A 13,872-nucleotide genomic window follows, 5' to 3' on the forward strand; every position below is an offset into this window, starting at 1 on the left:
GGCCGGGACCACGCCGCCGGCCACCGCCCGGCGGCGCGGAGCCGCCGTACCGGTCCAGCAGGTGCCCCGCCGGGTCACCAGGCGGCGGAGCCAGAGTTCGGTGGAGGCCAGGTCGGCCAGGCCGTCCAGGGGCAGCGGTTCGCCCTCGGAGGCCGCGCGCAGGGCCTTGCGTACGACGCGGGCCTCGATCAGGCCCGCGTCCGCCAGCAGCGGGGCGTCGAAGAGGGCGATCAGTTCCGGGAGCGCGGTGCGCAGACCGATGCGGCCCGCCGCGTTCGCCGTGGCCTGCGACGGGGCGCCCCAGCCGGGCGGCAGGTCGTGGATGCCGGCGCCCGCGAGCACCCGGCGCAGGATCGCGGCCCGGGCGCCCGGCTGGACCCGCAGCGACTCGGGCAGCGCGCGGGCCGCCCGGACGACCTGGTTGTCGAGGAACGGGGCGTGCAGCCGCTGGCTGCGGACCTCCGCCGCCTGTTCCAGGATGCGCTGGTCGGCCGCGTGCCGGGCCAGGGCCGCGCGGGCCCGGGCCTCGCCCGGGCGCTGCACCGAGGCGGGGCGGATCGCCGCGCCCTGCAGCCGAACCGATACTTCGGCGAGCGCCTCCCCGGTGAGCCAGCGGGCGGCCGGGCCCGGCCGGGACCAGGTGAGGGCGGCGAGCGAGGCCTCGGCGGGGGTGTCGAGACCGGGTGCGAAGCGGTTGGCGTCGGGCAGCAGTCCGGCGGCCTCCTCCAGACCCGTGCGGTAGGAGGTGCGGGCCAGCCTGCGGGCGGCGCGGTAGACGGACAGCGGGACGAACAGGGAGTGGGCCAGGGGGCCTTCGGCCCGGGCGAGCGCGGCGACGGGCCGCAGGAGATGGCGTCTGCGCCGGTCCATGAGGAGGTCGGCCAGCCGGGCCGGATGGGCGTCGAGCACCTGCCGCGCGCCGTGCCCGACGAAGTGGTCGGCGCTGCCCGCGGCCAGCCGGCGGCGGTGGCGTTCGGCGACGACGAGCGACGGCGCCGGTTCGTCGGTGAGCGGGCCGCTCTCCAGGGCGGCGTACGGCAGGGCCTCCTCGCCCGCGGCGACGACGACGTGGTGCAGCCGCGGGTCGGCCGCGATGGCGCGGGCGCGTTCCAGCTCGTCCTCGTGGCCCTGGGCGGAGAGGTCGTTGAACGTGACGGCGAGCAGCCGCTCCCCCGCGCCCGTGCCGTGGCCGAGGACGGTGCCGGGCAGCCCCGGCAGTCCGGCGGCCAGCAGCGCGAGGGTGGCGGACGCGCTGCCCCCGGAGAGGTCCGAACCGATACCGGGCACCGGTGCCCCCCGGGCCGCGCGGCGGTCGGCGGGCCCCATCCCCGGGACCGGCCCGGGGTCGGGCGGCAGGGTGGCCGGGGCGTGCCGGGGGGCGGTGAGCCGGGCCCGCACGGCGTCGACCAGCGCGTCCCGGACGCCTTCGACCGCGCTCACCGGGTCGGTCTGGGGTGCGGCGACGGCGAGCGAGGCCACCGCCTCGTAACCGGCGACCTCCCGCGACCCCTCACGGAGGATCAGCGCGTGGCCCGGCGGGACCCGCTTCACGCCCTCGTACGGGGTGCCGTCGCCCAGCGCCTCGGGCGACTCGGGGCAGGCGAGCAGGGCGGCCAGGTGGCCGATGTCGAGTTGGGCCTCGATGAGGTCGGCGAGGGGGAGGGCAGCGGTGGCGTACGCGGTGCCGTTGGCCCAGGGGGTGTGGAAGACGGGCCGGGCCCCGGCGAGGTCGCCTGCGACGGTGACGCGGCGGCCGATCTGGACGACGGCCGTGTAACTGCCCGGCCAGGCGGTGAGATGGCGCAGGGCCCCGCCCCGGGCGGCGAGCAGGCCCACCCGCAGCTGTTCGTCGGTGGCGCCGCAACAGCCCAGTACCGCGAGGCGGGTGGCGGGGGCGCCCTCCGGACCCGGGGCCGTGACGACCCGCACCTCGTCGGGGCGCCAGTCGCCGACGGCCCACAGCGGGTCCGGGTCGCCCCACAGGAGTTGGGAGCCCACCGGCTGGATCGTGCGCCCCTCGTCCCGGCTGCCGACCGCGCCCACGGTGCCGAAGCTCGCGGCGATACTGCTCCACCCCACCAACCAACGCACCGCCGCCTCCACAGGCTGTGGACGAACCGGCGCACCAGGACCAGGGGAACGCCGCTGCGGGACATGCTGCCACGACAACGGCGGCGGGGAGGGGGTACGGGCGGCGCACACCGGATGCGCATGCGCCCCTGGCAAACGCCCGGCTGCGGTCCCCCGGCCCACCGGTAACGGAGGTACCCCCTCCGGAAGTTGGCCCGCACAGCCCCTGCGCGCGGCGCGTCGGCCCTCCCGGCACCAGACCGGATCCGGCCAGATTCGGGGCGCCGCCGAACGACGGGACCGACCATCGGAATCCGGCCAATCTCTGCTCGTGCCGCAACCGCGCGATCCGCTCCCGGGGGCCTCCGGGGACGCTCCGGGCGGAAGCGGCCCATGGCGGCCCGGGACGTCAGACGTACCGGCCGGCGCATCCCCCCGGTGCGCCGGCCGGCCCGCCCTCCCCCCGTGGTACCGCTCAAGGCACGGCCCGGGAGGTGTGCTTCACCTCCCGGGCCGGTTCGCCGCCCGCGGGGATTGGAGCGGCGGTCTCCCCCAGCCCGCTGAGTCCAGTGCAGCGGGCCGACCCACGCAGGACCAGCGAAGCGTCTGCGTCCTGGCCGGGCCAGAGCGCACGGCCGGGCGCACGGCCACACGCCAGGAGCACGACGTCCGGGCCCCGCGGCACGCCCCTGCGCACCCGGAGCGGGAGGCGGGCACGGCACGGCGGACCGGCGCGCGGCGGACCGGTACGCGCCACTCCGCCCCCGCGGGCAACTTTCCCGCCATCCGGACGACTGCCCCTTAACGGTAGGGATGCGGCGAACTACGCTGTGTTTACTGATGTTCTCAGCAGAGCGGCATATTCCACGGGGCTCGGCCACATGCCTGTGCACCGGAGTGCCCGGGGCCGCACCTGGGGAGAACACGGTACGAATGCCGCGCGCCCGTCGGGTGACGCGGCGGCCGTCTGTGTGTCGAGGGGTGACGCATGTCCAGGGAGCAACGCGGGCCGAACGAGAAGCTCGGCACAGTTCTCGCCCTCGCGGGAATCAGCAACGCCGGCCTTGCCCGGCGGGTCAACGACCTCGGGGCGCAGCGCGGTCTGACACTTCGTTACGACAAGACCTCGGTGGCCCGGTGGGTCGCCAAGGGAATGGTGCCGCAGGGCGCCGCGCCCCATCTCATCGCCGCGGCGATAGGGGCCAAACTCGGCCGTCCCGTGCCGCTGCACGAGATCGGGCTGGCCGACGCCGATCCGGCGCCGGAGGTGGGGCTGGCGTTCCCCCGGGACGTGGGCGAGGCGGTGCGTTCGGCGACGGATCTGTACCGGCTGGATCCGGCCGGGCGTCGGGGTGGCGGGATCTGGCAGTCGCTGGCGGGCTCCTTCGCGGTGAGCGCGTACGCCACGCCGGCCTCCCGGTGGCTCATCACCCCCGCCGACCCCTCGGTCGCCCGGGACTCCACGGCCGCCCAGGACGCGCTCCTCGGTACCCAGGGCGCACCCGGGGCGCACGGCGTGGCCGTGTCCGCCGGGCTGTCCGCGGGGGTGCCCGCGCAGCCGGGACCGGACGCGGCGCCCGACGCCTCGGCCTCGCTCCTGCGGGTCGGCCACAGCGACGTGGCCAAGCTGCGCGAGGCGGCCCAGGACGCCCGCCGCTGGGACTCCAAGTACGGCGGAGGGGACTGGCGCTCCTCGATGGTCCCGGAGTGCTTACGCGTCGACGCCGCACCGCTGCTGCTGGGTTCGTACAGCGACGAGGTGGGCCGGGCCCTGTTCGGCGCGTCGGCCGAACTGACGCGGCTGGCCGGGTGGATGGCCTTCGACACCGGTCAGCAGGAGGCGGCCCAGCGCTACTACATCCAGGCCCTGCGCCTCGCCCGTGCCGCCGCCGACGTCCCGCTCGGGGGGTACGTCCTGGCGTCGATGTCGCTGCAGGCGACCTACCGGGGCTTCGCCGACGAGGGGGTGGACCTGGCGCAGGCGGCCGTCGAGCGCAATCGGGGCCTGGCCACCGCGCGGACCATGAGCTTCTTCCGGCTGGTGGAGGCGCGCGCCCACGCCAAGGCGGGCGACGCTCCGGCCGCGGGGGCCGCGCTCAGGGCGGCCGAGAGCTGGCTGGAGCGCTCCCGGGCGGGCGACTGCGACCCGACGTGGCTCGGTTTCTACTCGTACGACAGGTTCGCCGCCGACGCCGCCGAGTGCTACCGCGACCTGAAGGCGCCCCGGCAGGTGCGGCGCTTCACGGAGCAGGCCCTGTCCAGACCGACGGAGGAGTTCGTCCGCTCGCACGGCCTGCGGCTCGTGGTGTCGGCCGTCGCGGAGCTGGAGTCCGGCAACCTGGACGCGGCCTGCGCGGCGGGCACCCGCGCGGTCGAGGTGGCGGGACGTATCTCCTCCGCCCGCACCACGGAGTACGTGCGTGATCTGCTGCACCGGCTCGAACCGTACGGGGACGAGCCACGCGTCGCGGAGCTACGGGAGAGGGCGCGCCCCCTGCTGGTGGCCCCGGCGTAAGGGCCGCGCCCGGATCGGCCGGCCGCCGGAAAGCGCCGGGGGCCGGACAGCGCCGGGGGCCGCGCAGGCGGTGGCCCCCCGCGACCCGTGGCCCGCGCGGGCCGTGGGGGCGCCCGGCGCACCTGTCCGCGCGCGGAGCGCACCACCGCCACACGCCCGCGCGCCCCTGGTACGGGGCCGTTGTCAGTGGGGCGGTGCAGTATCGGGGTGGGAGGTGGCGTGATGGCGACGCACGCGGCGTACGACTGCGACGTACTGGTGATCGGTGGGGGGATCGTCGGTCTGTCGAGCGCGTACGCGCTCACCCGCACCGCACCCGGCACCAGGGTCACGGTGCTGGAGAAGGAACACGGCCCCCGCCACCGGTCCGGGCCGGGCGGCGGGATGGTCCACACCGGCATCCGGCACGCCCCGGGCTCGCTCCAGGCGCGCTGGACCGTGCGCGGCGCCGCGGAGCTGGCCGCCTTCTGCGCGGAGCACGGCATCACGCACACGGTGACCGGCAAGCTGATCGTGGCGACCGCCGGCACCGAGCTGCCCCGGCTGCACGGCCTGGTGCAGCGCGGCCGGGCCCACGGACTGCCCGTGCGGGAGCTGGGCCCCGCCCAGATCGCGGAGTACGAACCACGGGTGCGCGGACTGGCCGCGATCCGGGTCGGCACGGGCGGGGTGTGCGACTTCGCGGGGGTGGCCGCCCGCCTCGCCGCCGAGGTGGGCGACGCCGGCGGCCGGATCCGGTACGGCGCGGAGGTGGTCACCGTCGACCGGCGTCCCTGGGGGGTCGCGGTGCGGACGTCCGACGGCCGGGTGGTGCGGGCCCGCACCCTGGTGAACTGCGCGGGGCCGCACAGCGACCGGATCGCGCGTCTCGCCGGCGACGACCCGGGAGTGCGCAACGTCCTGCTGCGCGAGACGTCGTACGAGCTGACCGCACCCGACCAGGTGCGCGGACTGGTCCACCAGGTGCCGGACCCGGCGCTGCGGCACCCGGGGGCGCGGCTGACCCGTGGCCTCGACGGCGTGGTCCGCGTCGGACCGGCCGCCGTGCCCGCCCGGGCCGAGGCGGGGTCCGTCCGGCCGGCCGGCCGTCTGCGCGAGCCGGCTTCCGTCCTGGGCCGCGCCGGCTCCTGGCCGGGCGCCCTGCGCCACCGCCGGCAGGAGGGCCAGGAGGCCCACGGCGCACCGGCGCGGCGGGCGGTCGCCCGGGCCGTCCGGCGGCTGCTGCCCGGGGTGACCGAGGACGACCTGCGCCCGTACCCGTCCGGAGCGCGGACGCAGGCGGTCCTGCGGGACGGCACCCCGGTGGACGACTTCCTGCTCCGGGACGCCCCGCACGCCGTCCATGTGCTGCACGCCCCGGCGACCGCCGCCACCGCCTCGCTGCCCCTGGGGAGGGAGGTGGCGCGGCGTGCCCTGCTGCGGGCGCGGGCGACGGGGTGGAGGCCGCCCGCCGTAGAATCGGGTCATTGTGTCTGAGCCTGTGAACCCCACCCCCAAGTCCCCCGGCGTCGCGGCGGGCCCGGCACCGGCCGGTGCGGGCGTCAGCCCGACTCGCGCCACCGGCTGGTGATCGGCAGCCGGCGGTCCTTGCCGAAGCCCTTCGGCGAGATCTTCGTGCCCGGCGGGTACTGCCGCCGCTTGTACTCCGCCGCGTCCACCATCCGCAGCGTCTTCGTCACCAGCTCCACGTCGAACCCGGCCGCCACGATCGCGTCCAGGCCCTGGTCCCGGTCGACGTACAGCTCCAGGATCCGGTCCAGCACGTCGTAGTCCGGCAGCGAGTCCGTGTCCACCTGGTCCGGGCGCAGTTCGGCGCTCGGCGGCTTGGTGATGGAGGCCTCCGGGATCGGCGGGGTCTGCCCGCGCTCCTCGGCGGCGCGGTTGCGCCACTTCGCGAGGCGGAAGACCGACGTCTTGTACACGTCCTTGATCGGCCCGTACGCGCCGACCGAGTCGCCGTAGAGCGTGGAGTAACCGACCGCCAGCTCCGACTTGTTGCCCGGCGCCAGCACGATCTGGCCCTCCTGGTTGGAGATCGCCATCAGCGTCGTGCCGCGCAGCCGGGACTGGAGGTTCTCCTCGGCCAGACCGGTCAGCCCCAGAGCGCCCATGTACGCGTCGAACATCGCCTCGATCGACACGGTGCGGTAGTTCAGTCCGGTGCGCCGGGCCAGTTCGGCCGCGTCGCCCTTGGAGTGGTCCGAGGAGTACTTCGAGGGCATCGAGACGCCGTACACGTTCTCCGCGCCCAGCGCGTCGCAGGCGATCGCCGCGACCAGCGCCGAGTCGATGCCGCCCGACAACCCGATGAGGACGCTGCGGAATCCGTTCTTCGCGGCGTACGCCCGCAGGCCCACCACCAGCGCCGAGTACAGCTCCTCGTCGTCGTCGAGCCGTTCGGCGTACCCGCCCGCGAGCTCCGGCTCGTACGCCGGGAGGGGGTCCGCGGACAGCACCACGTGGTCGATGCGCAGGCCGTCGTCGACGATCCCGGACGGTGCCTCGGCCGCCGCGGCGGGCAGTTCCAGGTCCAGGATCACGCTGCCCTCGGAGAACTGAGGGGCACGGGCGAGCACCTCGCCGTCCTTGTCGACGACGATCGAGTCCCCGTCGAAGACCAGCTCGTCCTGTCCGCCCGTCATCGCCAGGTACGCGGTCGTGCAGCCCGCCTCCCGGGCGCGCCTGCGGACCAGTTCGAGCCGGGTGTCGTCCTTGTCGCGCTCGTACGGCGACGCGTTGACCGACAGCAGCAGCCCGGCACCCGCGGACCGGGTGGCCGGGACACGGCCGCCGTCCTGCCACAGGTCCTCGCAGATCGCGAGCGCCACGTCGATGCCGTGCACCCGCACCACGGGCATCGAGTCGCCCGGCACGAAGTAGCGGAACTCGTCGAAGACGCCGTAGTTGGGCAGGTGGTGCTTGGCGAAGTCCAGCGCCACCTCCCCGCGGTGCAGCACGGCCGCCGCGTTGCGCGGGGACCCCGCGGGCTGCCCGTAGCGGGCCGCGGGGTGCTCCGAGCGGTCGAGGTAGCCCACGACGACCGGCAGTTCACCGAAACCCTCGTCGGCGAGGCGGGCGGCCAGTGCGCGCAGCGCCTGACGGGACGCCTCGACGAAGGACGAGCGCAGGGCCAGGTCCTCGACGGGATAGCCGGTCAGCACCATCTCGGGGAACGCCACCAGGTGGGCGCCCTGCTCGGCGGCGTGCCGGGTCCAGTGGACGACCGACTCGCTGTTGCCGGCGAGGTCGCCCACGGTGGAGTCGATCTGATTCAGTGCGAGACGTAGTTGAGGCACGGTTCCCAGTGTAATCGTCTGATTGACACAATGTCCTGGCGGGCCGCCGGGGTGTCTCCGGGAACCCGCCAGGCGCAGGTCAGCGCAGGTAACCGAGGACGGTCATCATGCCCGCCTCGGCGTGGTAGACGTTGTGGCAGTGCAGCATCCACAGCCCCGGGTTGTCGGCGTCGAGGTCGACCGTCAGCGTGCGCCCGGGCAGGATCGCGGCGGTGTCCTTGCGGGCCCCGGGCGACGCGCCGCCGTCCCCGCCCGCGAGGGCGAAGGTGTGGCCGTGCAGATGCATCGGGTGCCACATCGAGGTGCGGTTGCTGAAGGTCAGCCGGACGCGTTCCCCGGCCTTCACCGGCAGGCGCACCGCCGGGTCGTACGGCTTCCTGTCGAAGGCCCAGTCGTACGCCGCCATGGAACCGGTGAGCGTGATCGGGACCGTGCGGTCGGGTTCGCGCTCCGCGAGGGCCACCGACGCGTCGGCGGTCAGCCGGTCGGCGGTGAGCACGGAGCCGTCCAGTTCCCTCGGCCGCACGGTGGCCGGCGGCAGCGCCCCCGTTCCCGTCCGCAGTACGGCCAGCGCCGACGCGCCCTTGCCCTCGGCGAGCGCGGTCAGCGGGAACACCCCGTCCCCGGCGGTGACCAGCACGTCGTAGCGTTCGCCCATCCCGAGCAGCAGGGCGTCGGTCTCGGTGTGACGGACGGGGAAGCCGTCGGAGTGCGTCACGGTCATCCGGTGGCCGCCGAGCGCCAGCCGGAACGCCGTGTCCCCGCCGGCGTTGATCACCCGCAGCCGGATGCGGTCGCCGGGCCGCGCGTCGAAGACCGAGGGGGACGTCGCCGTACGGCCGTTGACCAGGTAGTACGCATAGTCGACGTCGCCCGCGTGCCCGCCGAGCAGCTCGCTGTCGGAGGCGTCGAGCAGATGCGAGGGCGCGCCCTCGGCCCCCTTGCCCGAAGCGCTGCCCGCCGTGCCCGAAGCGTCGCCCGCGCCGTGCCCCGACGCGTCGTGGCCGCCGCCCGCGCCCTGCGTGAGCTCGTCCAGGACCGCGTCGGGGGTGGAGCCGTCCACCCCGTCGAGCCAGTCGTCGAGGACGACCACCCACTCCTTGTCGTACGCGAGCGGTTCCTTCGGGTCGTCGACGATCAGCGGCGCGTACAGTCCACGGTCCAGCTGGACGCCCGTGTGCGGGTGGAACCAGTACGTCCCCGGCTGGGTCACCGCGAAGCGGTACGTGAACTCCGCGCCCGCCTCGACCGGCCGCTGGGTCAGCCCCGGTACCCCGTCCATGTCGTTGCGCAGGGACAGGCCGTGCCAGTGCAACGAGGTCGAGCTGGGCAGGTGGTTGGCGAGCGTGAGCTCCAGGGTGTCGCCCGCCGTGACCCGTACCGCCTCACCGGGCAGCCGGTCCCCGTACGACCAGGTCGGGACGGTGACGCCGTCCCCGAGTTCGAGGCGCGAGGCGGTCGCGGTGAGGGAGACCTTCCGCAGCGGGCCCGTGCCCCGCTCGGCCTCCCTGGCCACGACCTCCGGCCCGTCGGGCGCGACGTAGGTGTCGGCGGCGGCGGCCTGAGGGGCCGCCGGGGCCGCGGGAGGGGGCAGGGGGGCGGCGTGGGCCCGGGAGGACAGGGCCGCTGTGCCCGCCAGGGCGATACCGGCGCCGAGGACGGTGCGACGATTGGGCATTTCAGACATATTGCGCACCGTACTCCCGTGAGGTAGAGGAGTACGGCCCCGAAACACCGACGACCCGGTGTCCCCCCGTGCGCACCGTTCACTCACACGGTTCACGTACGGGGAGCACCGGGCCGGGGCGGCGGGCCGGGCGCGGAGTCAGGCGTACGTGTACACCCGCTCCGCCCAGCCGGCGACCTGCTCGTCGGAGAGGTGCCGGGCCAGATCGGCCTCACTGATCATGCCGACGAGCTTCTTGTCCTCGATGACCGGGAGCCGGCGGATGCGGTGGCTCTGCATCTCGTCCAGCACCGCCTCCACCTCGGCCGCCGCGTCGATCCAGCGCGGGGTGCCGTCGCAGAGGTCGCCCGCGGTCACCTCGGACGGATCGTGCCCGGCCGCCACGCACTTGATGACGATGTCGCGGTCGGTGATGATGCCGACCATCCGGTCCTGCTCACCGTTGGCGGAGACGGGCAGGGCTCCCACCTTGTGGTCCCGCATCATCTGCGCCGCGCGGTCGAGCGTCTCGTGCGCCGGGATCCACTGGGCCCCGGTGCTCATGATGTCCTTGGCGGTGGTCATGGAACTCCTCCTGCGTGCCGGTGGGCATGCCGTACGACCCCGAGCCGTATCCATTCTCCCGGCCGCCTCCGGCGCCCGCCACCGCTGACATCACCCGCGCGGGTGTACGCCGTACAAGCCGGGCGTATTCACCCGCACGGGTGCGCAGGGGACGGGCCCGCCCCTACGGGCGGGGGGCGGCACCCCGCTCGGCCAGCATCCCGGCCATCAGGTCCAGCTCGGACCGCTGCGCGTCCACCATGCCCTGGGCGAGCCGTTTCTCGGCCGGTACCGCGCACAGCTCGGCGCACCCCTCGGCCATGGTGACGCCGCCCTCGTGGTGGTCGGTCATCAGCTGGAGGAAGAGGACCTCGGCCTCCCTGCCCTCGGCCGCTCCGAGCCGCTTCATCTCGGTCCGGGTCGCCATGCCCGGCATCAGGGCCCCGTCGTGGGGCTCGAACCCGGCCGCGCCGTGTCCCCCATGGCCTTGGTGACCGGCCATCCACGCCATGGGCTCCTCGCCCGCGGGAGCCGTCTTCGGCAGTTCCCACAGGTCCAGCCAGCCGAGCAGCATGCCCCGTTGGTTGGCCTGTGTGTTGGCGATGTCGTACGCGAGCCGCCGCACGTCCTCGTCCTGCGTGCGGTCGCGCACCACGAACGACATCTCCACCGCCTGCTGGTGGTGCACGGCCATCTCCCGGGCGAAGCCGGCGTCCGCCGAATCGGCCGACGGCGCACGCGGGGCGGGTGCGGCGGCCGGGGCGGCGCCGTCGCCCCGTGCGGTGGCGACCGTGGCCGCCCCCGCGCACACCAGGGCGAGCGCCACCACGGATCCCGCCAGCCACTGCGTACGCCGGACGCGCGCCGGGCTCACCCGTCGACCCCGCCGGTGCACGGCGCACCCGGCTCGGGCGTCTGCGCCCCCTGGACGTACTGGGCGAAGAACTGGGCCACCCGCCCGTCGTCCGCACCGTCCACCGTCACCTGCTTGCCCCAGGCGGTCAGCATGATCGTCCCGGCCTGGCCCTCGTACGGGCTCATCAGCGAGTACGGGGTGCTCTCCACCCGGGACGCCAGCTTCCGCACATCGGCGTCGGCCGCCTTGCCGTTGTACGTCACCCACACCGCCCCGTGCTCCAGGGCGTGCACGGCGTTGACGTTCGGGACGGCCTTCTCGTACACGACGCCGTCGCAGTTGAGCCAGGCCGGGTTGTGGTCGCCGCCCACCGGAGGCTCCATCGGGTACGTGACGTCGGTGGTGACGTGGTTGCGGGTCAACTCCTTCGCGTCCCACGTCTTCTCACCCGCGATCGGCCCGTCGGCGGGGGCGGGCCGCTCCTGCCCGGGCTGCTTGGCGTCCTGTGCGGTGGAGTCCCCGGTCCGCTCGCTCGCCTCCGACCTCTCCAGCAGCGTGTACGAGCCGAAACCGAGCAGACCGGCGACCACGAGGGCGCTCACCCCTATGGCGACGGCGCGGTTACGGCTGCCGCGCGCACGGTCGGTGCCGGGCGTCGGGTCCACGGGGGGCCTGTGGTCGAAGCTCATGTCGTCGGTCCTTTGGCCAAGGGGGCGGGGGAGGGACGGAACAGGTCGAACGGGCGCGGGACACGGGTCACCAGAGCCCCCAGGAAGCCCCGGTGCCCCTTGCACACCGCGCGCGCCGATCGTAGTGGGTAGGCGAGTGCCCTCTCTCACACCGAGTGCGTAATGTGGGTGAAATCCCGGGTCGTGATACTGGAGTGTCCCCTCTCCCCCGGGCGGTGGTGCACATACCGTCTGAACTGCAAGGATGTGGCAATGGACAAGCAGCAGGAATTCGTCCTCAGGACGCTTGAGGAGCGCGACATCCGCTTCGTACGGCTGTGGTTCACCGATGTGCTCGGCTACCTCAAGTCCGTCGCCGTGGCCCCCGCCGAGCTGGAGCAGGCCTTCGACGAGGGCATCGGCTTCGACGGCTCGGCCATCGAGGGCTTCGCCCGGGTCTACGAGTCCGACATGATCGCCAAGCCGGACCCGGGCACGTTCCAGATCCTGCCCTGGCGCGCCGAGGCCCCGGGCACCGCCCGGATGTTCTGCGACATCCTGATGCCCGACGGCTCGCCGTCCTTCGCCGACCCGCGCTACGTCCTCAAGCGCATCCTCGCCAAGACCTCGGACCTGGGCTTCACCTTCTACACCCACCCCGAGATCGAGTTCTTCCTGCTGAAGGACAAGCCGGTCGACGGCTCCCGCCCGACCCCCGCCGACAGCTCCGGCTACTTCGACCACACCCCGCAGAACGTCGGCATGGACTTCCGCCGCCAGGCGATCACCATGCTCGAATCCATGGGCATCTCGGTCGAGTTCAGCCACCACGAGGGCGCCCCCGGCCAGCAGGAGATCGACCTCCGGTACGCCGACGCGCTCTCCACGGCCGACAACATCATGACCTTCCGCCTGGTCATGAAGCAGGTCGCGCTGGAACAGGGCGTGCAGGCCACCTTCATGCCGAAGCCCTTCTCGGAGTACCCGGGTTCGGGCATGCACACCCACCTCTCCCTCTTCGAGGGCGACCGCAACGCCTTCTACGAGTCGGGCGCCGAGTACCAGCTCTCCAAGGTCGGCCGCTCCTTCATCGCCGGCCTGCTGACGCACGCGGCGGAGATCTCCGCCGTCACCAACCAGTGGGTCAACTCCTACAAGCGCATCTGGGGCTGTCTCTTATTGTGTATAAGAGACAGCCCTCGTACATCTGCTGGGGCCACAACAACCGCTCCGCACTGATCCGCGTCCCGATGTACAAGCCGGGCAAGACCGGCTCGGCCCGCGTCGAGGTCCGCTCCATCGACTCGGGCGCCAACCCGTACCTCACGTACGCGGTGCTGCTCGCGGCGGGCCTCAAGGGCATCGAGGAGGGCTACGAACTCCCGGCCGGCGCCGACGACGACGTCTGGGCCCTCTCCGACTCGGAGCGCCGCGCGATGGGCATCGAGCCGCTGCCGCAGAACCTGGGCGAGGCGATCGCGCTGATGGAGAAGAGCGAGCTGGTCGCGGAGACGCTGGGCGAGCACGTCTTCGACTTCTTCCTGCGCAACAAGAAGCAGGAGTGGGAGGAGTACCGCAGCGAGGTCACCGCTTTTGAGCTGAAGAACTTGCTGCCGGTGCTGTAACACCCGCACGACCCCGGGCCGACGGTGCGCCACCGTCGGCCCGGGCTGTTTCGGCCGGGTCGGCCGCCCAGCTCCTCCGGCTCACCGGCGCCAAGCCGGCACCCGCTCCTGAGCCGTGTGGTGCCCGGCCCGAAAAAAGTTCTGGCGGTGATGTCGAGAACGCGTGGCCCGCTCCGTCCCCGTAGTGAGCGTGGCCAGAATGGGCCGCACCAGCACCGAGGAGAGACATCATGGCCAAGTACCTGCTGCTCAAGCACTACCGGGGCGCCCCGGCCGCGGTCAACGACGTGCCCATGGACCGGTGGACGCCCGAGGAGATCTCGGCCCACATGCGGTACATGCAGGACTTCGCGGACCGGCTCGAAGGGACCGGGGAGTTCGTCGACGGCCAGGCGCTCGCCCCGGAGGGGACCTTCGTCCGGTACGACGGCGAAGGGCGTCCGCCGGTCACCGACGGACCGTTCGCCGAGACGAAGGACCTCATCGCCGGCTGGATGGTGATCGACGTCGACAGCTACGAGCGCGCCGTCGAGCTGGCCGGGGAGCTGTCCGCGGCCCCCGGCGCGGGCGGGAAGCCGATCCACGAGTGCTGTCTCTTATACACATCTCTGA

Annotated in this window: 9 protein-coding genes and 1 pseudogene; 4 read left to right on the forward strand and 6 right to left on the reverse strand. The window is 73.8% G+C overall.

Annotated features, from left to right (window positions below; genetic code table 11):
* Nucleotides 1-2,091: asparagine synthase-related protein (locus IH13_RS0114400; RefSeq protein WP_110085002.1), on the reverse strand; the 2,091-nt coding region annotated here is incomplete at its 3' end.
* A 967-nt stretch (nucleotides 2,092-3,058) separates the two neighbouring features.
* On the opposite strand from IH13_RS0114400, the gene IH13_RS0114405 reads away from it, so the two are divergent.
* Together IH13_RS0114405 and lhgO are read left to right on the forward strand one after the other, a co-directional pair.
* A complete protein-coding gene (locus IH13_RS0114405; protein ID WP_031084453.1) occupies nucleotides 3,059-4,585 on the forward strand; it encodes an NsdA family TPR-like regulatory protein in 1,527 nt (508 codons plus the stop codon).
* A 222-nt stretch (nucleotides 4,586-4,807) separates the two neighbouring features.
* Nucleotides 4,808-6,061 (forward strand): L-2-hydroxyglutarate oxidase, encoded by a 1,254-nt coding sequence (gene lhgO, locus IH13_RS0114410; protein ID WP_031084456.1) that lies wholly within the window; start codon nucleotides 4,808-4,810, stop codon nucleotides 6,059-6,061.
* Between the two features lie 65 nt (nucleotides 6,062-6,126).
* Here the strand turns inward: lhgO and IH13_RS0114415 are convergent, their stop codons facing one another.
* From IH13_RS0114415 to IH13_RS0114435, 5 genes are all read right to left on the reverse strand, one after another.
* Nucleotides 6,127-7,881: an NAD+ synthase gene (locus IH13_RS0114415; protein WP_031084457.1), complete on the reverse strand. Its 1,755-nt coding sequence runs from the start codon at nucleotides 7,879-7,881 to the stop codon at nucleotides 6,127-6,129.
* Nucleotides 7,882-7,960: 79 nt separating this feature from the next.
* The gene (locus IH13_RS0114420; protein WP_031084459.1) at nucleotides 7,961-9,568 is read right to left on the reverse strand and encodes a multicopper oxidase family protein; all 1,608 of its coding nucleotides are present in this window, start codon (nucleotides 9,566-9,568) and stop codon (nucleotides 7,961-7,963) included.
* Between the two features lie 138 nt (nucleotides 9,569-9,706).
* A complete protein-coding gene (locus tag IH13_RS0114425; RefSeq protein ID WP_031084462.1) occupies nucleotides 9,707-10,132 on the reverse strand; it encodes a CBS domain-containing protein in 426 nt (141 codons plus the stop codon).
* Nucleotides 10,133-10,295: 163 nt separating this feature from the next.
* On the reverse strand, nucleotides 10,296-10,985 hold the full coding sequence (locus IH13_RS0114430) for a DUF305 domain-containing protein (RefSeq protein WP_031084463.1): 690 nt from the start codon (nucleotides 10,983-10,985) through the stop codon (nucleotides 10,296-10,298).
* The gene (locus tag IH13_RS0114435) at nucleotides 10,982-11,656 is read right to left on the reverse strand and encodes a DUF3105 domain-containing protein (protein WP_031084465.1); all 675 of its coding nucleotides are present in this window, start codon (nucleotides 11,654-11,656) and stop codon (nucleotides 10,982-10,984) included. Before IH13_RS0114435 ends, IH13_RS0114430 begins: the two co-directional genes overlap by 4 nt.
* Nucleotides 11,657-11,908: 252 nt before the next feature.
* Between IH13_RS0114435 and IH13_RS37480 the strand changes: the two are divergent.
* Both IH13_RS37480 and IH13_RS0114445 read left to right on the forward strand, forming a co-directional pair.
* Nucleotides 11,909-13,260: pseudogene (locus tag IH13_RS37480) on the forward strand (glutamine synthetase family protein).
* 230 nt (nucleotides 13,261-13,490) lie between these two features.
* A partial coding sequence (locus tag IH13_RS0114445) for a YciI family protein (RefSeq protein WP_063837447.1) occupies nucleotides 13,491-13,872 on the forward strand: 382 nt, incomplete at its 3' end.

Origin of the sequence: Streptomyces sp. NRRL WC-3549 (genome assembly GCF_000721935.1) — a bacterium.
Taxonomy (GTDB): domain Bacteria; phylum Actinomycetota; class Actinomycetes; order Streptomycetales; family Streptomycetaceae; genus Streptomyces.

Excerpts from the sequence above, each read along its gene's own strand:
- IH13_RS0114420 (WP_031084459.1), bottom strand. The coding sequence starts at position 9,568 with ATGTCTGAAATGCCCAATCGTCGCACCGTCCTCGGCGCCGGTATCGCC.
- IH13_RS0114405 (WP_031084453.1), top strand. The coding sequence starts at position 3,059 with ATGTCCAGGGAGCAACGCGGGCCGAACGAGAAGCTCGGCACAGTTCTC.
- lhgO (WP_031084456.1), top strand. The coding sequence starts at position 4,808 with ATGGCGACGCACGCGGCGTACGACTGCGACGTACTGGTGATCGGTGGG.
- IH13_RS0114425 (WP_031084462.1), bottom strand. The coding sequence starts at position 10,132 with ATGACCACCGCCAAGGACATCATGAGCACCGGGGCCCAGTGGATCCCG.
- IH13_RS0114435 (WP_031084465.1), bottom strand. The coding sequence starts at position 11,656 with ATGAGCTTCGACCACAGGCCCCCCGTGGACCCGACGCCCGGCACCGAC.